17 protein-coding genes are annotated in these 20,357 nt (G+C 71.7%); 9 read left to right on the forward strand and 8 right to left on the reverse strand.

The window, feature by feature from the left end:
- The first annotated feature begins 224 nt into the window (after positions 1-224).
- From OG430_RS16235 to OG430_RS16255, 5 genes are all read left to right on the forward strand, one after another.
- Complete coding sequence (locus tag OG430_RS16235; RefSeq protein ID WP_327353209.1) at positions 225-1,493, forward strand: UDP-N-acetylglucosamine 2-epimerase; 1,269 nt, start codon at positions 225-227, stop codon at positions 1,491-1,493.
- Complete coding sequence (locus OG430_RS16240) at positions 1,490-2,719, forward strand: PP2C family protein-serine/threonine phosphatase (protein WP_327353210.1); 1,230 nt, start codon at positions 1,490-1,492, stop codon at positions 2,717-2,719. The genes OG430_RS16235 and OG430_RS16240 overlap by 4 nt, the downstream gene beginning before the upstream one ends.
- 155 nt (positions 2,720-2,874) lie before the next feature.
- The gene (locus OG430_RS16245; RefSeq protein WP_327353211.1) at positions 2,875-3,678 is read left to right on the forward strand and encodes an SDR family NAD(P)-dependent oxidoreductase; all 804 of its coding nucleotides are present in this window, start codon (positions 2,875-2,877) and stop codon (positions 3,676-3,678) included.
- Between the two features lie 111 nt (positions 3,679-3,789).
- Positions 3,790-4,773: a PP2C family protein-serine/threonine phosphatase gene (locus OG430_RS16250; RefSeq protein WP_327353212.1), complete on the forward strand. Its 984-nt coding sequence runs from the start codon at positions 3,790-3,792 to the stop codon at positions 4,771-4,773.
- Between the two features lie 94 nt (positions 4,774-4,867).
- A complete protein-coding gene (locus OG430_RS16255) occupies positions 4,868-7,090 on the forward strand; it encodes an ATP-binding protein (RefSeq protein WP_327353213.1) in 2,223 nt (740 codons plus the stop codon).
- A 38-nt stretch (positions 7,091-7,128) separates the two neighbouring features.
- Here the strand turns inward: OG430_RS16255 and OG430_RS16260 are convergent, their stop codons facing one another.
- Entirely contained in the window at positions 7,129-7,716 is a 588-nt protein-coding gene (locus OG430_RS16260) for a YdeI/OmpD-associated family protein (RefSeq protein WP_327353214.1), read from the reverse strand.
- Positions 7,717-7,753: 37 nt separating this feature from the next.
- Complete coding sequence (locus tag OG430_RS16265) at positions 7,754-8,353, reverse strand: TIGR03086 family metal-binding protein (RefSeq protein WP_327353215.1); 600 nt, start codon at positions 8,351-8,353, stop codon at positions 7,754-7,756.
- Between the two features lie 46 nt (positions 8,354-8,399).
- Between OG430_RS16265 and OG430_RS16270 the strand changes: the two genes are divergently transcribed.
- The 3 genes from OG430_RS16270 (at position 8,400) to OG430_RS16280 (ending at position 10,938) form a co-directional block, all read left to right on the forward strand.
- Entirely contained in the window at positions 8,400-8,942 is a 543-nt protein-coding gene (locus OG430_RS16270) for a hypothetical protein (protein ID WP_327353216.1), read from the forward strand.
- A 96-nt stretch (positions 8,943-9,038) separates the two neighbouring features.
- Positions 9,039-9,674, forward strand: a complete 636-nt coding sequence (locus tag OG430_RS16275; protein ID WP_327353217.1) for a hypothetical protein — start codon at positions 9,039-9,041, stop codon at positions 9,672-9,674.
- 106 nt (positions 9,675-9,780) lie between these two features.
- Complete coding sequence (locus tag OG430_RS16280) at positions 9,781-10,938, forward strand: epoxide hydrolase family protein (RefSeq protein WP_327353218.1); 1,158 nt, start codon at positions 9,781-9,783, stop codon at positions 10,936-10,938.
- Between the two features lie 149 nt (positions 10,939-11,087).
- Here OG430_RS16280 and OG430_RS16285 read toward each other — a convergent pair whose 3' ends face one another.
- Together OG430_RS16285 and cimA are read right to left on the reverse strand one after the other, a co-directional pair.
- Positions 11,088-12,401 carry a hypothetical protein gene (locus OG430_RS16285; protein WP_327353219.1) on the reverse strand — a complete coding sequence of 438 codons (1,314 nt, stop codon included), beginning with the start codon at positions 12,399-12,401 and terminating at the stop codon, positions 11,088-11,090.
- Between the two features lie 157 nt (positions 12,402-12,558).
- Positions 12,559-14,199, reverse strand: a complete 1,641-nt coding sequence (gene cimA / locus OG430_RS16290) for a citramalate synthase (protein ID WP_327353220.1) — start codon at positions 14,197-14,199, stop codon at positions 12,559-12,561.
- 455 nt (positions 14,200-14,654) lie between these two features.
- Between cimA and OG430_RS16295 the strand changes: the two genes are divergently transcribed.
- Positions 14,655-15,722, forward strand: coding sequence for a S1 family peptidase (locus tag OG430_RS16295; RefSeq protein ID WP_327353221.1), 1,068 nt, complete (start codon positions 14,655-14,657; stop codon positions 15,720-15,722).
- A 189-nt stretch (positions 15,723-15,911) separates the two neighbouring features.
- Here the strand turns inward: OG430_RS16295 and OG430_RS16300 are convergent, their stop codons facing one another.
- From OG430_RS16300 to OG430_RS16315, 4 genes are all read right to left on the reverse strand, one after another.
- Positions 15,912-17,147: a TolB family protein gene (locus OG430_RS16300; protein WP_327353222.1), complete on the reverse strand. Its 1,236-nt coding sequence runs from the start codon at positions 17,145-17,147 to the stop codon at positions 15,912-15,914.
- Positions 17,148-17,223: 76 nt separating this feature from the next.
- Entirely contained in the window at positions 17,224-18,444 is a 1,221-nt protein-coding gene (locus OG430_RS16305) for a TolB family protein (protein WP_327353223.1), read from the reverse strand.
- A gap of 113 nt (positions 18,445-18,557) precedes the next feature.
- Positions 18,558-19,178, reverse strand: coding sequence for a TetR/AcrR family transcriptional regulator (locus OG430_RS16310; RefSeq protein ID WP_327353224.1), 621 nt, complete (start codon positions 19,176-19,178; stop codon positions 18,558-18,560).
- A 99-nt stretch (positions 19,179-19,277) separates the two neighbouring features.
- Positions 19,278-20,315, reverse strand: coding sequence for an agmatine deiminase family protein (locus OG430_RS16315; RefSeq protein WP_327353225.1), 1,038 nt, complete (start codon positions 20,313-20,315; stop codon positions 19,278-19,280).
- Positions 20,316-20,357: the final 42 nt, after the last annotated feature.

The raw sequence follows: 20,357 nt of genomic DNA on the forward strand, positions 1-20,357 counted from the left end.
CTCGACGTCACCTCATGCTCGCCGCGCACCGGGGGGCGCGCATGTCGTACGCCGCCCGGACCCGGCGTTCGGGACCTTCGAGACTTTCGTTGCAGCACCCAAGACATAAGTGACCAAATCCGGGCATCACGGACAGGCATTCTCTTTCACGGAGCGCTTCTCGCCGACCCCCGGACCGGCGCTCGCAACGCGCTCGTTTCCGCACCGCTCGTGGAGGAGAGACCATGCCCCGCACCGCCCCCACCCCCTGCACCCCCCGCCCCGCCCCGCGCCCCGCGAACCTCCCCCGCCTGGCCGGCCGTATCGCCTTCGTCCTCGGCACCCGCTCCGAGGTCACCCGGCTCGCGCCCGTCCTGCACCAGCTCGGCGACGCCGCCGCGGTCGTGCACACCGCGGCGCACCACGACCCGCTGTTCGGCGCCGACCTGCTGGCCGAGTGGGGTCTGGGCGGACCGGACGTGGCGCTGGCGGCGGGCGGGCCGGGCCGCAGCGAGCGGCTCGGCCGGATCCTCACCGCACTGAGCGACGCCTTCGCCGAGCACCGGCCCGCCGCGATCGTCGTCCTCGGCGGCGGCACCTCCGCCGCGGCGGGGGCCCTCGCCGCGCACGGCGCCGGGATACCCCTGATCCATGTGGGGGCCGGGGCGCGCAGCCACAACCGGGGGGAAGCGAGCGAGCACCGCCGGGTCATCGCCGACCGGCTGGCCGACGTGCTGTGCGCGGCGACGCCGGAGAACGTGACCCAGCTGATCGACGAGGACTACGAGCCGCACCGCATCGTGCTGACGGGCTCCGCCACCGTCGAGGCCGTCGCGCGCCGGCTGCCGCCGCCCGCGCGGACCGCCGAGCTCATCGACGTGCTCGCCCTGCCGCGCGACCGCTATGTCCTCGCCGCCCTCGACAGCCCCGCGAACACCTGGCATCCCGAGCGGCTGAGCGCCGCGCTCACCTCGCTCGGCGACGCACAGGACGGCGGCTGCCCGGTCGTGCTCGCGCTGCAGCCGCGCACCCGGGACGCCGTCGTCCGGCACGGACTCGGGCCGCTGCTCGCCCGGCTGCGGGTCGTGGACGCGCCGGACGAGCGGTCGTTCCTCGCGCTGGCGAGCCGGGCGGCGCTCCTGGTGACCGACTCGGGCACCGTGCAGGAGACGGCCACCGTGCTCGGGCGGCCGCATCTGGTGGTGCGTACGAGCACCGAACTGCCGGAATCCCTGGGCGAGTTCGCGGAGCTGACGGCACCCGAGGAACTGGCTTCCGCGGTACGCCGCCACCTCGCGCGGCTGCCCGAGGCGCTGGACCGGCTCGCCGAGGTGGCCTCGCCCTTCGGCGACGGGCTCGCCGCCGAGCGCATCGCCGAGGTCGCGCTCGCGGCGGCGTCGCGCGGGGGCGAGGCGGTGCCGCCACGGCGGGTGCTGCCGGGCCCGGACACCGTGGCCGGCCGGGGGCATGACGCGGTGCCGGACGCCGTGATCGACGCCCTGATCAGCGCGTGAGCGGGCGGTCGGCCCGGCGCGTGTTCCCCTCGCCCACTCGGCCGACCGGGCGCGCCCCGTGGCTGCGCCCGCTCGGATCCGGCGACGTGGGCCGGCTCGCCGTCGCCCTGTTGGCTGCCGGCCTCCTGCCCAACCTGCTGTCCGGCGAGGCGACTTCGGCCGGACCGCTGGTGGCGATGGCCTGCGTGACGGCCGGGGTCACGCTCTCCTTCCGCAGCGCTTCGCTGCTGCTCACCCTCGCGTTCGTCGCGGATGTGCTGCTCGCCGCGCGGCACGGCTCGTTCGACGAGTTCCGCGGGTTCGACATCGAGGCCGCCGTGCCGCTCGGAGGCGCGGTCGGGCTCTACCTGAACCGGCTGCTCGGACGGTACGGCCGCCGGATGCGCGCGGTCAGCGCGGTGGCCGAGGAGGCCCAGCGCGCCATCCTGCCCACCCCGCCGAAACGGCTCGGACCCTTGTCCGTCGCGGTCCGCTACCGGCCGGCCCAGCGCGAGGCCCGGATCGGCGGCGACATCTACGCGGTGCAGCAGACCCGGTTCGGCACCCGGCTGCTCATCGGCGACGTACGCGGCAAGGGCATGGACGCGGTCGGTGCCGCCGCCGTGGCGCTCGGGGCGTTCCGCGAGGCCGCCGAGCAGGCCGCCTCGCTCCCCCGGCTCGCCGACCGCCTGGAGCACGCCCTGCTCCGGGAGGCCGCGCACGATCCGGGCGAGGGGCGCGTGGAGGGTTTCACCACGGCGCTGCTCGGCGAGGTCACGCCGGACGGTGCGACGCTGCGCCTGCTCAACCGCGGCCACCCCGCCCCCTACCTCCTGCACGGCGACGAGGTGCGGGCGCTGCACCCGGCCGAGCCCGATCTCCCGCTCGGCATGGGCCGGTTGAGCGACCGGCGCGCGGTGCCGGATGCGTATCCATTGCCGTACGGGGCGGTACTGCTCCTGGTCACGGACGGAGTGACGGAGGCGCGCGACGGTGCGGGAGCCTTCTACGACCCGGCCGAGCGCCTTGCGGGACACGGCCCGTGGGACGACCCGGCCACCGCCGTCGACGTACTGATGGACGACGTCCGGCGCTGGTCGACCGGCAGCACCCGCGACGACATGGCGGTGCTCGCCGTGCGCCGGGTGGACCCGGGACCCGTCGTGGAGTGCCCGCTGCGCCGCCTGGAGCTGCGCAGGGACAGGGCGTCGCGACTGGTCCGCGTGCGGCGCGGCAAGGTCGCGTGACATACCCACTAAGCCATGCCGCTGTCAAGTACCGCCACTCGAAGGTGAGTTGTTCGGGAAACCTGCGGGGCCGTCCACCCCGGCGTACCTAACATGAGCTCCGCGCAGACCGGCCGACCCCAGGGGACCGGCGCGCCCTCGACAAGGAGACGCCCATGAGCACGTACGACCTGACCGGGCGCAAGGCACTCGTGACGGGCGGTGCCCAGGGGCTCGGGGCCGGGATGGCCGAGGCCCTCGCCGCCGCCGGAGCCGCCGTCGTGATCGGCGACGTACAGGAAGAGGCGGGCCGGTCCACCGCAGAGGCCCTGCAGAAGGGCGGCGCCACCGCGAGCTTCGTGGCGCTGGACGTCACCGACGACGACAGCTGGGAAGCCGCCGTCGGGCAGACCGTCGACGCCCTGGGCGGCCTCGACATCGTCGTGAACAACGCGGGCGTCGAGATCTCCGCCCTCGTCGCCGACCTCGACGCCCGCGATCTGCGCACCATGCTGGACGTCAACGTCGTGGGCGTCGCGCTCGGACTCAAGCACGCCTTCCGCGCGATGCGGCCGGGCGGGCGGGCCGGGCGCGGCGGCGCGGTCGTCAACGTCTCGTCGGTCGCCGCGACGATCCCCTTCCCGGGCATCGCGGGGTACGCCGCCACCAAGTCCGCGGTCGACCGGCTGACCCGGACTGCCGCCCTCGAGTCCGGCAAGCTCGGGTACGGAGTGCGGGTCAACTGCGTCTACCCCGGCCTGGTGCCGACCCCGATGGGGCTTCAACTGGCGCAGGACATGCAGGACTTGGGGCTCTGGCCGAGCGCCGAGGCGGCCGTCGGCGAGGTCGTCGGGCGGACGCCGCTCGGGCGGCTCGGCGAAGTCGCCGAGATGGCGGACGCGGTGGTGTTCCTCGCCTCCGACGCGGCGCGGTTCATCACCGGGGCCGGTCTGCCCGTCGACGGCGGAATGGGCATGTGAGTCAGCGGAGTTCGGGCCTTTGCTTCTACCGAATGTCGCACCGTTGACTTCGGTGTGTGCCTTAGAATTCCGGGGAAGTGTTCCCTTGTCGGCGAGCAGAGTTGCACTGCCATGAAGAGTCCTCGGAACAACCCGTGGTGTTTTCCCGCGGCCGCCTGTCTGGCCGCTTCGGTAATCGTCGCCGCTCTCAGCTGGGAAACCCATCGCGCACCTGAGAGCGGCATCCGCATTGCCCTGATGCTGGCCGGACTCGGGGTCATCGTCGCCGTCTTCGTCCGTCAGTCCCTGGCCCTCAGAGCCACCCGCAGCATCGCCGACACCGTGCAGCACAGCATGCTGCAGCCGCCCCCGAGCCGGGTCGGCGGGCTGCGCACCGAGGTCCGCTATGTGGCATCGGCGGCCGAGGCCACGGTCGGCGGGGACGTGTACGAGGTCGTGGACACCCCCTTCGGCGTACGCCTGCTCCTCGGCGACGTGATGGGCAAGGGCCTGCCCGCCGTCCGCACCGCCATGGACGCCCTCGGCGCCTTCCGCGAGCTCGCCCCGCACGAGAAGCAGCTGCCCGCCATCGCCCAGCGCATGGACGCCTGCCTGACCGGCCGGGACGGCAGCGAGGAGTTCGTGACCGCGCTGCTCCTCGCCATCACCGACGGCGAGGGCCACGCCGAGCTGGTCTGCTGCGGCCATCCGCCGCCGCTGCTCATCCGGGCCGGCCGCTGCACCTTCCTGGACGCGATCCCGCCCGCGCCGCCGCTCGGCCTGTTCCACCTGCTCGACCAGTGGTGCCGGTCCGCCTCGGTGCCCCTGTCCGACGGCGACCGGCTGCTGCTCTACACCGACGGGGTCACCGAGGCCCGGGACGCGCGGGGCACCTTCTATCCGCTCGCCGAGCGCGCGACGCTGCTGTACGACGCCGATCCGGCGGCCTTCCTCGACGCGCTCACCAGCGATCTGCTTCGGCATGGAATGGGTCAATTGAAGGACGACGCCGCACTCTTGCTGGTCGATTACGGAGACATTCGGTCACCGCAGGGTCAACCCCGGGCGGAGAATGGCCATCTGCTCCAGGGCCTCTCTGCCCGCCCCCTACGATAGGTACGTAAAGGCTCTCCATGCCGAAGCCGAAGCTGCCGTAGATATATCCACCGTAGATATATCCGCCGTACGTATCTCTTGAGATGAGGCGATTGTGGCTGGCAATCGACCGGGGAAAAACCCGGGCAACCCGGAAAGCGATCCCGACAAGAACATCGCGCGAATTCCGCCGGAGGAGATCGGAACCACCGGCGCCACGGCATCAAGCGGCTCTCCCGGAAATATCCCCGCGGAGCAAAAGACCCTCATCGGCCGCCAACAGGAACTCGCCGCGCTGCGACAGATGTTGACCACTTCGCGTCTGGTCACCGTCACCGGCCTCGGCGGGGTCGGCAAGACCCGCACCGCCCTGGGCGCCGCCGCCCGGGCCGCCCCCGACTTCCCCGACGGAGCCTGGCTGGTCGAGCTCTCCGGGCTGTACGACGGCGAGCTCCTTGTGCACGCCGTCGCCGCGACCCTGCGCGCCACCGACCACACCACCCGCTCCCAGGAAGAGGTCCTGGCCGCCCATCTCCAGGACAAGCGCCTGCTGCTCGTCCTGGACACCTGCGAGCACCTGCTCGGCCCCGTCACCACGCTCGCCGAGCAACTTCTGCGCGCCGCCCCCGGCCTGCACATCCTCGCCACCAGCAGGCAGCCCCTCGGCCTCGACGAGGAACGCCCGCTCGCCCTGGGCCCGTTGACCGACCCAGCGGACGCGGTCGAACTCTTCACCCGGCGCGCCGAGGCCGCGCTGCCCGGCTTCGCCCTCTCCGCCGCGGAGCAGCTGGTCGTCGAGCGCATCTGCACCCGGCTCGACGGCCTTCCCCTCGCCATCGAGCTCGCCGCGGGCCTCCTCGGCGTCGCCACCCTGGACGACCTGCTCAGCGGCATCGCCGACCGCTTCCAGCTGCTGATCTCGTCCGGCGACGACTCCCGCCACGGCACCCTGCGTACGGCGATCGGCTGGAGCCATGAACTCTGCAGGCCCCAGGAGCGGTTGCTGTGGGCCCGGCTCTCCGTCTTCACCGGGGACTTCTCGCTCGCCGCCGCCCAGGAGGTGTGCGGCGACGCCGTACTGGACCCGGCGGACATCCCCGTCCTGCTCGCCGGACTCGTCGACAAGTCGCTGCTCGTACGTGATCCGGGTCCGGGCGGCCAAGGGCGCGAGCAGGAGTCCGGCAGCGCATCCGAACAGGGCCCGGGCGACGACCGGTTCCGCCAGCTCGACACCGTGCGCGCGTACGGCGCCGAGTGGCTGCACCGCCTCGACGAGGAGGCCGCCCGGCGCACCCGGCACCTCGCCTGGTGCCAGTCCCTCGCCGAGCGCGGCGAGCGGGACTGGTTCGGCCCGGGCCAGGCCGCGGTCTTCCGCGCCACCCAGCGCGAGCACGCCCAGCTGTGCGCCGCCCTCGACTTCGCCCTGTCCGGGCTCGCCACCCCCCAGCAGCAGCGCGCCGGGATGCGGCTCGCCGGAACCCTCTGGTTCTACTGGGTGGGCTGCGGCCTCCTCGGCGACGGGCGCTACTGGCTCGACCGGGCCCTCGTGCACGCGCGCGGGCCCGGCCCCGAGCGGCTCAAGGCCCTGTGGGTGAACGGCTATGTGGCCATCCTCCAGGGCGACTCCGCCACGGCCGTCGAAATGCTCACCGACTGCCGGGCCCAGGCCCTGCGCACCGGCGACGACACCGCGTACGCCTACTCCACCCACCGCCTCGGCTGCGCCGCGCTCATGCGCGACGACCATCGCGTCGCGCAGCGCTACTTCGAGGCGTCGCTCGATCGGTACGCGGACCTCGACGAGCTCAACAGCAACGTCATGATGGCCCGCATCGAACTGGCCATGTCCCTCGCCTTCCAGGGCGACCTGGAGACGGCGGTCGGCCTCGTCGAGAAGGCCCGCGACCTGTGCGAGCTGCACGGCGAGCGCTGGGCCAAGGCCTATGCCCTGTACGTCCTCGCCTTCGCGGCCTGGGCGGACGGCCGGCACGAGGAGGCCGACGAGCTGGCCCGGGAGTGCCTGAGCATCAACTACGAGTTCCGCGACCTGGTCGGCATGGTCCTGCCCATCGAGGTCATCGCCCTGCTCCAGGCCTCCCGAGGCCGCAGCAGACAGGCCGCCGTGCTGCAGGGCGCCGCCCAGCGGATCTGGCGCAAGGTCGGCCTGCCCCTGTTCGGCTCGGCGTACTTCAACGCGCCGCACGACACGGCCGTCGGGCTCGCCGTGGCCGACCTGGGGGCGGCGGAGTACGAGGCGGCGTTCGCACTGGGGGCGCGGCTCAGCCTGGAGGAGGCGGTCGGGTCGGCTCGGGAGGTCAGCTCGGCGGGGACGTACTGAACAGGCCCTGCCCACCTGCCTTCTGACGGTCCGTGGCCCTACGCGGCGACCTTCTCCCCCGCCGCCAGCTTGCCCATCACCGCGGTCAGCCGGGCCGCCCGCATCCGGGCGCCGGTCGACAACTCCAGGCGCAGGATCACCTGGTACCGGTCCGTCTTGCCGAGGCTCTCGAAGAACTCCCTTGCCCGGTCGTCCCCTTGGAGCGCCGCCGCGAGATCGTCCGGGACCTTCGCCTCCTTCTGCGAGACGTACGCGGCCTCCCAGCGCCCGTCCGCCTTCGCGCGCTCGACCTCCGCGACGCCGGGCGGGCGCATCCGGCCCGCCTCGGTGAGGGCCGCGATCTTGCGGACGTTGACCTGCGACCACCTGCTGCGGGCGCGGCGGGGCGTGATCTTCTGCAGGAAGTACGTGTCGTCGAAGCCCTTGCGCTGCCCGTCGATCCACCCCCAGCACAGGGCCACGTCGACCACCTCGTCCCACCGGACGGAGGCGATGCCCGAGCCCTTCTTGGCGAGCTTCAGCCAGACGCCGCCGTCCAGGGTGTGGTGGCCGGCCAGCCAGGCGTCGAGGGCCCCCGCGTCCTCGCACGTCATCGTCGTGATCTCTGCTCCGGTGGGTGAGTTCATGACGCCAAGGTACGGGCCGACTAGGACAAGTTTCGTCCTAGTTCGACGCCCAGTCGGGACGGCGCCCCAGATAGCGCAGCAGCCGGGCCGCCTCGCCCTCACCGGCCTGCTCTGCCAGGGCCGGGGCGAAGGCGAAGGCGCGTACCGCCTCGACCGTCGCGTGCGCGACCGGGAGCAGCTCGCGCGCCAACTCGTCGGTGAGCGGGGAGGGTTGGCCGGTGGCCACGGCGATGTCCCAGGCGTGCACGGCCGCGTCCAGGGCGCAGGCCCCGACGCCGAGGGCGGGGGTCATGCTGTGCGGCGGGAGCGGGACGCCGACCTGTTCGGCGGCCGGGTCGACCGTCTCCCAGGCCTCGAAGGACGCCGTCAGGGCCGCCTCGACCACGGCCTCGGGGGTGTCCGCCAGCTTCCCGGAGGGCTCGAAGGGGTTCTCCGCGGGGCCCGGCCCGCCGGTGAGGAAGGCGGCGTAGCCGATCTGGTCGCCGGCCGCGTGCTGGAGGACCTGAGTGACGTTCCATTCGGCGCAGGGCGTGGGGGCGTCGAGCCGGTCCACGGGGATGCCGCGCACGACGGCACGCAGCGCGCCGTGCGCCGCGTCCAGTACCTGCCACTTGCCTGTGGTGCCGTTCTCAGCCATTGATCTCCCCATCCCTGTAGCGCAGTTGACCGCATACGATGCGCCGGTGTCCGAGTTCATACAACAGCTTCCCGCCCTCCTCGGCGTCATGATTGGCGCGCTCGGTTCCTATCTGGCGATAACCCGGGGCGACCAGGCCCGCTTCCGCCGCGAGCAGGCGGCGCGCTGGGAGGAGCGACGGCTCTCGGTGTACGGCGACTACGCACGTTCGGTGAAGGCGACCGTGACACCGGCCTACCGGGTCGCCGCCCACCTCGGCAACGATCCGCATCCGCATCCGCTGGCCCCCGAGGCGGCAGAGGCCCTGCTCGCCGACGCGAGCGACGCCCGGGATCCCGCGTGGGAGGCGCTGCTGCTGCTCGGGGCGCCGGAGGTGGTCGCGCAGGGGCGCCGGTGGGCGGCGGTGGCCAACGCGATGGAGAGCTTCCTGCGCGAGCAGATCACCGATCCGGTGCGCTGGTCGGCGCTCCTTGAGCAACAACGCGTGGCGCGTGAGCGGTATTACGCGGCGGCCAGGGTCGACTTGGCGTTGCCGCCGGGGCATCCGGGGCGGCAGCCGATCGAGCCTCCTGCGCGGGATCGCGGCTGAATCGGGAACTCCCGGCCCCGGCATGGCGTCTCCTTCCCCAAGTTCTTGCGCCCTCTGCCGACCGGGCACGGGGGAATTCCAGTTCCAGGAGGCGCAGTGAGCACCAAGACCGGACCCCAGCGGTACCCCGGCGCGAGCCGGACCCACTGGTACCAGGACAACTTCGGCGGCACGGCGATGGAGGTCAACGCCGTCGTCCTGCACACCACCGAGGGCCGCACCCTGCCGGGTTACGGCGGCGGCTCCTCGGCCCCGAACCTCACGGCGGTGCCGGACTTCGGCGCCCAGAAGCTCAAGTGGTACCAGCACTTCGACATCGAGACCTCGTCCCGGGCGCTCGAGAACGACCCTGGCGGGGTGCAGACCAACACCCTGAACGTGTGCCAGATCGAGCTCGTCGGCACCTGCGATCCGAAGACGCACGCCAAGTGGAAGGCCGGCGACCATCGCCACGTGTACTGGCCGGACGCGCCCGGCTGGGCGCTGCGCGGGGTGGCGCGGTTCCTCGCGTGGATGCACGAGGAGCACGATGTGCCCTTGCGGGGGCCGGAGTTGTGGCCTGCCTATCCGAAGTCGTACGCGAACGGTGGGCGGCAGCGGATGTCGGGGGCGCGATGGAATGCGTTCAACGGGGTGTGCGGGCATATGCATGTCCCCGAGAACGATCACGGAGATCCCGGTGCGATCGATTTCGCTAGTCTCGTGAAGTACGCGAAGGAGCACCTGGGTTGAGCCGTTCGGGCCTGGGCGGAGTCACGCGCGCGAAGCGGGGCGAAGTCACAAACGGACGACCCCGGTCCTGTGGTCCGCCGGGAGCAGTCCGGGCAGGCTGTGCGCCATGGCAACCGACGAGATCAAGCCGTTCCGCATCGACATACAGCAGGACCAGCTCGATGACCTGAACACCCGGCTTGCCAGGACCCGTTGGACCGACGCGGGCCCTGGCGAGCCGAGTGAGTACGGAGTCGACCTCGCTCTGGTGCAGCGCCTCGCCGAGCGCTGGCGCACCGGCTACGACTGGCGTGCATGGGAAGCCAAGATAAACGGATATCCCCAGTTCACCACCGAGATCGACGGCCAGAACATCCACTTCCTGCACGTCCGCTCGCCCGAGCCGGGCGCCTTCCCGCTGATCCTGACGCACGGCTGGCCCGGGTCGTTCGTGGAGTTCCTCAAGCTGATCGGCCCGCTGACCAACCCGGTCGCGCACGGCGGTTCGGCGTCCGACGCGTTCCATCTGGTCATCCCGTCCATCCCCGGCTTCGGTTTCTCCGGGCCGACGAAGGAGAAGGGCTGGGGCATCGGGCGTACGGCCAAGGCCTGGGCGGAGCTGATGCGGCGGCTCGGGTACGAGCGGTACGGCGCGCACGGCAACGACGGGGGCTCGTTCATCTCGCCCGAGCTGGGCCGGATCGACTCCGCGCATGTGGCCGGCGTCCACGTCACGCAGATCTTCTCCTACCCGTCGGGCGACCCCGCCGAGTTCGCCAAGCTGACGCAGGAGGAGCTGGCGGCGATGGAGGTGCTGCAGTGGTTCGTGGAGAACAAGCTGTCCTTCAACACGCTGCACTCGCAGCAGCCGCAGACGCTGGCGCATGCGCTGGCGGACTCGCCTGCGGGGCTGCTGGGGTGGAACGCCCAGCTGTTCGTCTCCGGCGCGGAGGGGGAGATCGCACCCGATGACGACTTCGTTCTGACGAACGTGGCGCTGTACTGGCTGACCCGGACCGCGGGATCGTCGATCCGGTTCTACTTCGAGATGGCGAAGGAGGCGCTCTCGACCAAGGGGGAGGCAGCGGCCGAGCCGACTCGGGTGCCGCTCGGGCTGGCGTCGTTCGAAGGGGACATGAAGCCCTTCCGCACGTTCGCCGAGCGGGATCACGCGAACATCGTGCAGTGGCACACGTACAAGGAGCCGGGCGGGCATTACGCGGCCCACCTGCAGCCTCGGGTCATGTCCGAGGACATCCGGGGGTTCTTCCGCGAGCTGAGGTAGGGCATCTCTTTCCCCGCCCCGCCCCTTCCCGAAATCCTGCGGAGCTGTGTCCTCAAACGCCGGACGGGCTGACTTTGTCAGCCCGTCCGGCGTTTGAGGACAGCCCTTGAAGCCGGCGGCAGCCTTACGGGAAGGGGCGGGCTGGGGAACTAAAAGCCTCCACCGCCGAAGTCCCCGCCGCCACCGAAGTCGCCTCCCCCGCCGAAGTCCCCGCCGCCGAACCCACCCCCGAAGTCATCGGAGTTGAAGTCGGCCCCGGACTGGTCGCCGCCCTCCCAGCCACCACCGAAGGCACCGGACTCCGTGGCCGCGTACGCCGGGGACGACATCATCGAGCCGAGCATCGTGCCCATGAGCAGCCCCGGCAGGATGCCCCCGCCGAAGTAGCCGCCGGCCCAGGGACCGTAGGCCGGACCGGCCTCGTAGTAGGGGCGGGGCCCCGACTCCGTGTCGACCTGGCGCACCGCGGGGTTCTCGCCGTCCTCGATGCGGGCCTTGTCCGCCGCGCAGACCGGGACCTGGCGCGCGGGGGCGCCCGGCGGTGCCCAGGAGGCGTCGGCCACCGAGGGCCCGTGCCGGGGGTCGAAGAAGCAGGGCGAGCGGCGCTCCGGCAGCTCGCGGCCCTCGCGGCGCGCGGCGAGCACGGCGAGCGAGAAGCGGCCGTCCTCGACGGCCTGGGTCACGCCCCGCACATCGGCGGGCCGCTCGGCCGAGGCCATCATCGACTTGGCCTTCTCGTAGGAGTCGAGGGCTCGCTCGTAGTCGGCGCGCATGGCGTCGTCCGCGCCGGGCTCGGCGGGGTGGAAGTCGAGCCGGTCGAGCTCTTCGCCGAAGGCCGTGATGTCCTCGTCGACCACCACCGAAACCTTCTGAAGGGCGGCCCGCTCCTCCTCGGCCTTCTTCCGCTTGTTGCGCTTGACCAGGGCGTACGCACCCGCGCCACCGGCCACGGCGACCGCGCCGAGCCCGATCAGGGCGCCGGTGTTGACGCCGTCCGAGCCGGCGCCGCCACCCCAGGCGGACGGGGCCTTGCCACGGATGCTGCCGGCCAGGGCGTCGTCGACGAAGCTGTCGAGCTGGGCCTTGGTGTCCTTGCCCTGAGCTGCGGTGCGCAGGTTGTTCACCGCGTTCGACGAGAGCACCCTCTTGTCGGCCGCGGCGCCGAACTTGTCGCCCAGGCGTACCGCGTACAGGCCGGTGATGCCGGTCTCGGTGCGCAGATTGCGGAAGAGGTTCTGCTCGGGGATGCCGTTCTGCGCGGGGAAGTCCGCGGGCAGTACGGCGATGAACACGGGCTTGCCCGCGTCCTTGATCTTCTTGGCCAGGGCGTCCGCATCCGCGGACGACAGCTCGCCGCGCATGCCCGGATCGACGTACACCGGGCTCTTGCGCAGCTGCTCGGCCACGTCGGAGACCGTCGTGGCCGCCTGTGCCCCGGGCGCCATCGCGAGGATGGCGCCCATGACCAGAAGCAGTCCGGAAAGGGCGACCGTAATAGGTTTCGTCCAGTTCCTCATACTTCGAGGCTAAGGCAGTCCAGGGCAGAACGACTGGGTCAGTCAGCCCTTCGGGCCGGGACCTTGGTCCCCCCTGAGCCCCGCCCCCGCACCGAGCACCCGCTCAGCTCGCGCCCTCGGTCTCGACGGGCGTCACGCCCGCCCGCAGCAGCCCGTAGGTGAACGCGTCCTGCAGGGCCTGCCAGGACGCCGATACGACGTTGTCCGCGACGCCGACCGTGGACCACTCGTCGGCACCGTCGCTGGTGGTGACGAGCACCCGGGTCGTGGAGGACGTGCCGTGCTTGCCCTCCAGGATGCGGACCTTGTAGTCGACCAGCTCGAACTTGGCGAGCTGCGGGTAGAAGCGCTCCAGGCCCTCGCGCAGCGCGCAGTCGAGGGCGTGCACCGGGCCGTTGCCCTCGGCGCTGGAGATGATGCGCTCGTCGCCGACCCAGAGCTTCACGGTGGCGGCGTTGGCGTGCGTCCCGTCGAGCAGGTCCTCGACGATCGCGCGGTAGGTCTCGATGCGGAAGTAGCGGATCGGCCGGCCCTCGGCCTCCTCGCGGAGCAGCAGCTCGAAGGAGGCGTCCGCGGCCTCGTACGTGTAGCCCGCGAGCTCGCGCTCCTTGACGCGTGCCACGACCCGGCCGACCAGCTCCCGGTCGCCGCCCAGCTCTATGCCCAGCTCGCGGCCCTTGAGCTCGATGGAGGCGCGGCCGGCCATGTCGGAGACGAGCATCCGCATGGTGTTGCCGACCTGCTCGGGGTCGATGTGCTGGTAGAGGTCCGGGTCGACCTTGATCGCGGAGGCGTGCAGGCCCGCCTTGTGGGCGAAGGCCGAGACACCGACGTACGGCTGGTGCGTGGAGGGGGTCAGGTTGACCACCTCGGCGATCGCGTGCGAGATCCGGGTCATCTCGGCGAGGGCGCCCTTGGGCAGGACCTGCTTGCCGTACTTGAGCTCCAGGGCCGCGACGACGGGGAAGAGGTTGGCGTTGCCGACGCGCTCGCCGTAGCCGTTGGCCGTGCACTGGACGTGGGTCGCGCCCGCGTCGACGGCGGCCAGGGTGTTGGCGACGGCGCAGCCGGTGTCGTCCTGGGCGTGGATGCCGAGGCGGGCGCCGGTGTCCGCGAGGACGGTGGCGACGACGGCCTGCACCTGGGCGGGAAGCATGCCGCCGTTGGTGTCGCAGAGGATGACGACGTCGGCGCCGGCCTTCGCGGCGGTACGCACCACGGACTTGGCGTACTCGGGGTTGGCGCGGTAGCCGTCGAAGAAGTGCTCGCAGTCGATGAAGACGCGGCGGCCCTGCTCGCGCAGGTGGGAGACGGTGTCGGCGATCATCGCGAGGTTCTCGTCGAGCGTGGTGCGCAGGGCGAGCTCGACGTGCCGGTCGTGCGACTTGGCGACGAGCGTGATCACCGGGGCGCCGGAGTCGAGAAGCGCCTTGACCTGCAGGTCCTCGGCGGCCTTGGCGTTCGGGCGGCGGGTCGCGCCGAAGGCGACCAGCTGCGCGTGCTTGAAGTCGATCTCCTTTTGGGCGCGGGCGAAGAACTCGGTGTCCCGGGGGTTGGCCCCGGGCCAGCCGCCCTCGATGAAGCCCACGCCGAAGTCGTCCAGGTGCCGTGCAATGGTCAGCTTGTCCGCGACGGTGAGGTTGATTCCCTCGCGCTGCGCGCCGTCGCGCAGCGTGGTGTCGAAGACGTGGAACGAGTCGTCGGAGGTGCCGGGATTTCCCTTGGCTTCCTTGGCTTCCGTCATGCTGATCAGGCTCCTGTGTCGGATCTCGGTCTACCGGATGACCGGCTCCACCGTCCCCAATATGGTCCCCTGCGCTCGCACCCGGCTTGAGGTGGGCCGGAAAACGAAAAAACCTCTCGCGGGTGCGAGAGGTCAGCGCGCGGGTCTGGGACGACGATGTCCGCCCGTACGTGGTGGTACGTGGCGGTCACTGCGGACCGGCGCGCCTGTTGCCAATAATCGTGGCGAACGAGAGCACGGCGGCAGTCTTCCACACGTTCGCGGCGCCGCGAGAAGCCGTCTCAGGATCCGGTCGCCCTTACGGACAGTCTTCGCTCTTACGGACAGCCTTCGCTCGGCCGTGCCTCGTACGCGCTCTTGTGCCTCCCTGGTTCAGACCTTCACACTGCAAGCGCTCTCTGTCGTGTGCACGACACCCCACTGTCGGTCGGAATCCCCCTATCGGGAGGCACTTCGTGAAGCGCACCACACCCCTGCTCGCGGCCCTCGCCGCGCTCCCCCTCTCCCTCCTCTCCCCTGCCCCCTCCGGGGCCGCGCCCGCCGCTGCCGAGCCCGGCCCGGGCGTCACCGCCAGCAGCTCCACGTACAGCCAGAACGCCCAGCTCAAGCGGGAGTTGGGCACCCGCAGCGCGGGCAGCTACCTGGACGCCGAGACCGGTGAGCTGATCACCACCGTCACCGGCGAGGCCGACGCCGCGAAGGTGCGCGCGGCCGGCGGGCGGGCCGAGCTGGTCGCCCGCAGCGGCGCCCGGCTGCAGTCGGCGATCGACGCGCTGCAGCAGGACGCGAGCGTCCCCGGCACCAGCTGGGGCATCGACCCCAGACGCAACCAGGTGGTGGTGGAGGCCGACTCCACCGTGTCCCGGGCCGGCCTGCGGCGCCTGGCGGACATCGCCGCGGCACAGGGCGGCGCGGTGCAGGTCAAGCGCGTGACCGGCACCTTCCGGGAGGAGGTCGCGGGCGGCGGTGCCATCTACGGCGGCGGCTACCGCTGCTCGTCGGCCTTCAACGTGTCCGCCGGGTCGACCCGCTACTTCGTCACCGCGGGCCACTGCACCAACGCCGGCACCGACTGGCGGGCCACCTCCGGCGGCGCGGTGATCGGGCAGCGTACGGGCACCAGCTTCCCCACCAACGACTACGGCATCGTCAAGTACACCGACGGCTCCGCGCCCGCAGGCAACGTCGATCTCTACAACGGCAGTTACCAGGACATCACTTCGGCCGCGGACCCGGTGGTCGGCCAGGCGGTCAAGAAGAGCGGCTCGACCACGAAGGTGACCTCGGGCAAGGTCACCCAGACGAACGTCACGGTCAACTACGGCAGCGGCAAGACCGTCTACGGCATGGTGAAGACCACCGTCTGCTCGGGCAGCGGGGACAGCGGCGGCGCCCATTTCGCGGGCACCACCGCTCTCGGCATCCACTCCGGCAGCGGGGGCTGCAGCGACGGGGTCAACGGCTCGGCGATCTTCCAGCCGGTCCGGGAGGCCCTGTCCGCGTACGGCGTGAACGTCTACTAGCCCCCGACTACCGCATGATCGGGGCTAGGGCCTGTCTCCCCGATCTCTGCGGGCCCGCGACGCCTGGCACGCACTCTCGCCGCACCGGGCGAAAGCCCAAGTACGTCCAGTACGAGGACTTCCGCCCGGCACGCCGAGAGCACGCACCAGACGCCGCAGGCTGATCCACAGAGATCGGGGAGACAGGCCCTAGTTGAGGGTGCGTACGAACGCGTCGTACTCCTCGTTCGTGTCGCCCGCCACGACGTCCCGGGCGTTCGACGAGTAGCCCACGACCCGGCCGTCCCCGGAGATCGCGCCGGGGGCGGTCACCGCGTAGGCGGGTTCGCCGCGCAGGTCCTCGCTGACCATGCGGGCCTTGCCGGTGGTCAGGTCGTGCAGATAGACGGGGTACTCCTTGCCGAACTCCGAGTTCTTGTCGTCGATCTCGGACATGAAGAGCACGTAGCGGCCGTTGGCGCTGATGCGTCCGTCGCGCGTGTACTCGGCGCCGTCCCCGCCCTGCGGGCCGTGCAGCCGCTGGTTCTTGCCGGTCGCGAGGTCGTGCACGAAGACGTTCCAGCTGTCGTCGTCGTCGCCGGGCACGAGGTGGGTGTCGGCCGACTCGAAGACGACGCGGCGGCCGTCCGCGCTGATCGACGGGTTCATCGACTCGCGCGTGGTGGCCGCCCCGTCGGTCGCCGCGTCGGCCTGGGTGAGCTTTCCGGTGGCGCGGTCGCGGACGTACACGTCGCCCCAGTCCGACGGGATCGTCGGCCGGTCGTAGTTGAACTGGTAGGCCACACGGCGGCCGTCGTCGCTGATGGTCGGCGAGAAGGCGTTGCGGGACTGCCAGTCGGGGTTCTTGTGGCTGATGCGCTCGGTCTTCTGCGCCTTGCGGTCGCGCAGGTATACGTGGGCACCGTCGCCCTCGCCGTAGACGGGGTGGTCCGCGCTGAAGGCGACGAAGCGGCCGTCGCCGCTGATCGCCGGGTGGCTCGCGGCGCCGTCCTGATAGCCCTCGGGGACCTGTACGTCGACGCGCTCGGTCTTGCGCGTCACTCGGTCGTGGACGTAGATGTGCCCCTTGTAGTCCTCGGCCGAACTGAACGCGATGTACCGGCCGTTGGCGCTGATCGCCGGCTGCGTCGAGGCCCTGCCCGGGACGGCGATGCGCTTGACGCCGCCCGTGCGCAGGTCGCGTACGAAGATGTCGCTGAGCTTGTTGGTGTCGCCCGGGACCAGGTTGGACGCCTCGGACGCGAAGACCGCGAGGCGGCCGTCGCGGCTGATCACGGGGGCCTCGGAGGCGGCGTCCGCCTGGGTGCCGTCGGTGGCGCTGCTCACTCTGGTGGTGTGCGGGGCCTCGGCGGCGTGGGCGGTGGGCAGGGCGAGTGCGGCGCCGAGTGCGGTGGTCAGGGCCGCGGCGCGCAAGGTGAACTTCATTGTGATTTCCCCCGGTTGACGGTACTTCAGTACGTCAGACGGTGATTGCGGTGGTCGTGGTTCCCGTGTGGCGCGTTCAGCGGACGCGGCTGAGGAAGACGTCGGCCACGCCGTTGGTGTCGTCGGGGACGAGGCCGGCCTCCTGCGAGTGGAAGACGACGGTGCGGCCGTCGCCCGCGAGCGCCGCGGGTCCGTTGTCGGCGTAGGCCGGGCTGCCGTCCGGTGCGGTGCTCGCGATGCGCACCTCGCCCGTCTCCAGGTCCTGGACCTGGACGGACCAGACCGAGCCGCCGGGACTGTCCGGGTCCGCGACGGCCCCGCGGTAGACGGCGTGCCGGCCGTCGGCGCTCATCCAGGCGGCGCCGGACCCGCCCTGCGACCCCGAGACGGGAATCGACCGGGTGGTGCCCTCGCCCACGTCACGGACGTAGGCGTTCAAGCTCTTGCCGTCCCAGGTGACCGGCAGCGGGCCGCCGTAGACCGAGAACATCACGCGCTCGCCGTCGGCGGTCAGGGACGGGTCGGCGACGACCCGGTCCGGTGTGGAGCCGTCGGTCGACACGTCGACCACCTGGCGCCCGCCGGTCGGCCGGTCGAGGAGGAACACGTGGCCGACCATGGGCCCCTTGGGGATCTGCCTCGTGTAGGTGTAGGCGACGCGCGCGCCGTCGTCACTGACCACGGGATCGCCCGCGTAGTACGTCTCCGCCGCGGTGTTGGCCTGGCTCACCAGCTCGGTCGTCCCGGCTTCGAGGTCGCGCAGATACACCCGCGAGCCCTCGGCCGCGGGTACCCCGGTGGGCCGGCGCACCGCGAAGACCGCGTGCCTGCCGTTGCCGCTGAGCGACACCTGGAAGGCCGTGCCGCCCTCGAATCCGTCGCCGAGGCCGGTGTCCACCTGCTCCGTCTCTCCCGTGCGCAGATCCCGTACGAAGACGTGGCTGCCCGAGACGTACGCGAGCCGCCTGCCCGAAGCGCTGAACGAGGCGCCGGGCAGCGCGCCCTGCTCCAGCTCGATGCGCTGCAGGGTGCCCGCGCGCAGATCGCGCACGAAGAGGTCCCTGCTGCCGTTGGTGTCACCGGGCACGAGATTGGCGGCCGTCGAACTGAAGGCCACGAAGCGGCCGTTGCGGCTGATCGACGGCTCGTACGAGTCCCCGTCCGCCTGGTTGCCGTCCACCGCCGCACTAAGCCGCTGCACACCCTGCGGCCCGGGTTGCGCGGAAGCCGTAGGTACTGCCATCGCGAGGGCCGCCGTCACGGCCACCCCCGTCGCCGCGCGCGCGAACATCCCCATGTCTCCCCCAAGACACTCGATTCCCCGGCCCCGTACCGAGGACTCCCCTCGATCCAAGCGCACCCCCCGCGCCAGGGACAATCCGCAGCCTGCCGTACAACCCGCGACACCCCTCAGGCGTCCGCGCGCCCCAGCCCTTCCTCCACGAACTCCCTTACGTGGAGCAGGATTTGCCCCCTGTCCACACCGGGAATCCCGACCGCCACATGGATCGAGAACCCGTCGAGCAGCGCCCGCAGCCGGGCCGCGAACCGCTCCGGATCGACCGCCTTGCGGAACTCGCCCCGCGAGATCCCCTCCGCGAGCAGCGCCACCAGGTCCCGGTGCCAGGCACCTTCGATCGCGGCCTGGCGGGGGCGGGCGGCGGCCTGCTCGTCCGCGTACTGGGACCGGTTCCAGACCTCCAGCCAGAGCGTCCAGTGCGGGTCGCGGGCCGCGTCGGGGACGTACAGGTCGACATACGCGTCGAGGCGTTCGCGCGCACTGCCGGGCCCCGCGAGCAGGGCGCGGCGCTGCTCGCCGAGGCGGCCTTCGCTCCACTCCAGAGTCTGGAAGAGCAGTTCGTCCTTCGTTTTGAAGTAGTAGAGGAGATGCCCGCTGCTCATGTCGACGGCCCGCCCGAGCGCGGCCATCGTGAGCCGGTCGAGCCCGCCCTCGGCGATCATCGCCATGGCGGCGGTGAGGACTTCCTCGCGGGGCGGGGCGGTGTTGCGGCGACGCGCGGCGGGGCTCATCGGGCGGCCTCCGCCCCGCGGTCGCCGCCGGGGGGTCGCTCGGCGCAGAGCAGTACGTTCACCCGTACGTTCTACCTGATCGCCGAGCCCGGCCACAGGTCAGACCTTCGGCTGCTGCTGTGTGATGCAGTGGATGCCCCCGCCGCCCGCGAAGATCGTCCGCGCGTCCACCAGCGTCACCGTCCGCCGCGGGAACAGCCGGCGGAAGATGCCCGCCGCGAGCTCGTCGTTCGGGTCGTCGAAGCCGCACAGGACGACGCCGCCGTTGCAGAGGTAGTGGTTGATGTAGGAGTAGTCGACCCAGCCGTCCTCGTCCTGAAGGACCTTCGGTGCCGGTACCTCGACGACCTCCAGGGTCCGGCCGCGCGCGTCCGTCTGGGCGCGGAGCAGGGCGATGATCTCCCGGCTGACCTCGAAGTCGGGGTGCGCCGGGTCCTGCTGCGAGTGGGCCACGACCACGCCGGGCGCGGCGAAGGCGGCGACGATGTCGACGTGCCCGAGGGTGCCGAAGCCGTGCCCCGGGTAGTCGGCGGTCAGGCCGCGCGGCAGCCAGATCGCCTTGCTGGTGCCGAGCTGCGCGTGCACCTCGGCCTCGACCTCGGCGCGGGTCCAGCCGGGGTTGCGCTCGGGGCCGAGCTGGACCGTGTCCGTGAGCAGGACGGTGCCCTCGCCGTCGATGTGCAGGCCGCCGCCCTCGTTGACGAGCTTCGAGGGGTACGTACGCGCTCCGGCGAGATCGGAGACGTACGCCCCGATCTTGCTGTCGTGGTCCCAGCGGGCCCACTCCTGGGCGCCCCAGCCGTTGAACGTCCAGTCCACGGCGGCCAGTTGACCCTTGCCGTCGGTGAGGAAGGTGGGCCCGATGTCGCGCATCCAGGCGTCGTCGAGTTCGCGCTCGACGACCTCGATGCCGTCGCCCAGGAGCTCACGGGCGTACGCGGACTGGCCCGGCCCCGCGACCACGGTCACCGGCTCGAAGCGGCGCACGGCGCGGGCGACCGAGGCCCAGGCGCGGCGGGCGTCCGCCAGCCACGTCTCGTCGGCGAACGTCGGGTTGGGGCTCGGCCACGCCATCCAGGTGCGCTCGTGCGGGGCCCATTCGGCGGGCATGCGGAAGCCGTCGGCGGCTGCGGTCATGACGTGCACCTCAGAGGAGTAGGGATCTGGAGGAAGTAGGGA

Source organism: Streptomyces sp. NBC_01304 (assembly GCF_035975855.1).
In the GTDB taxonomy this organism is placed as follows: Bacteria; Actinomycetota; Actinomycetes; order Streptomycetales; family Streptomycetaceae; genus Streptomyces.

Coding starts and splice junctions, on each gene's coding strand:
- OG430_RS16265 (WP_327353215.1), bottom strand. CDS start 8,353: ATGGCTGAGAACGGCACCACAGGCAAGTGGCAGGTACTGGACGCGGCG.
- OG430_RS16305 (WP_327353223.1), bottom strand. CDS start 18,444: ATGGGGATGTTCGCGCGCGCGGCGACGGGGGTGGCCGTGACGGCGGCC.
- OG430_RS16315 (WP_327353225.1), bottom strand. CDS start 20,315: ATGACCGCAGCCGCCGACGGCTTCCGCATGCCCGCCGAATGGGCCCCG.
- OG430_RS16300 (WP_327353222.1), bottom strand. CDS start 17,147: ATGAAGTTCACCTTGCGCGCCGCGGCCCTGACCACCGCACTCGGCGCC.
- OG430_RS16280 (WP_327353218.1), top strand. CDS start 9,781: ATGGCAACCGACGAGATCAAGCCGTTCCGCATCGACATACAGCAGGAC.
- OG430_RS16260 (WP_327353214.1), bottom strand. CDS start 7,716: ATGAACTCACCCACCGGAGCAGAGATCACGACGATGACGTGCGAGGAC.
- OG430_RS16245 (WP_327353211.1), top strand. CDS start 2,875: ATGAGCACGTACGACCTGACCGGGCGCAAGGCACTCGTGACGGGCGGT.
- OG430_RS16310 (WP_327353224.1), bottom strand. CDS start 19,178: ATGAGCCCCGCCGCGCGTCGCCGCAACACCGCCCCGCCCCGCGAGGAA.
- OG430_RS16250 (WP_327353212.1), top strand. CDS start 3,790: ATGAAGAGTCCTCGGAACAACCCGTGGTGTTTTCCCGCGGCCGCCTGT.
- OG430_RS16235 (WP_327353209.1), top strand. CDS start 225: ATGCCCCGCACCGCCCCCACCCCCTGCACCCCCCGCCCCGCCCCGCGC.
- cimA (WP_327353220.1), bottom strand. CDS start 14,199: ATGACGGAAGCCAAGGAAGCCAAGGGAAATCCCGGCACCTCCGACGAC.
- OG430_RS16285 (WP_327353219.1), bottom strand. CDS start 12,401: ATGGGCGCCATCCTCGCGATGGCGCCCGGGGCACAGGCGGCCACGACG.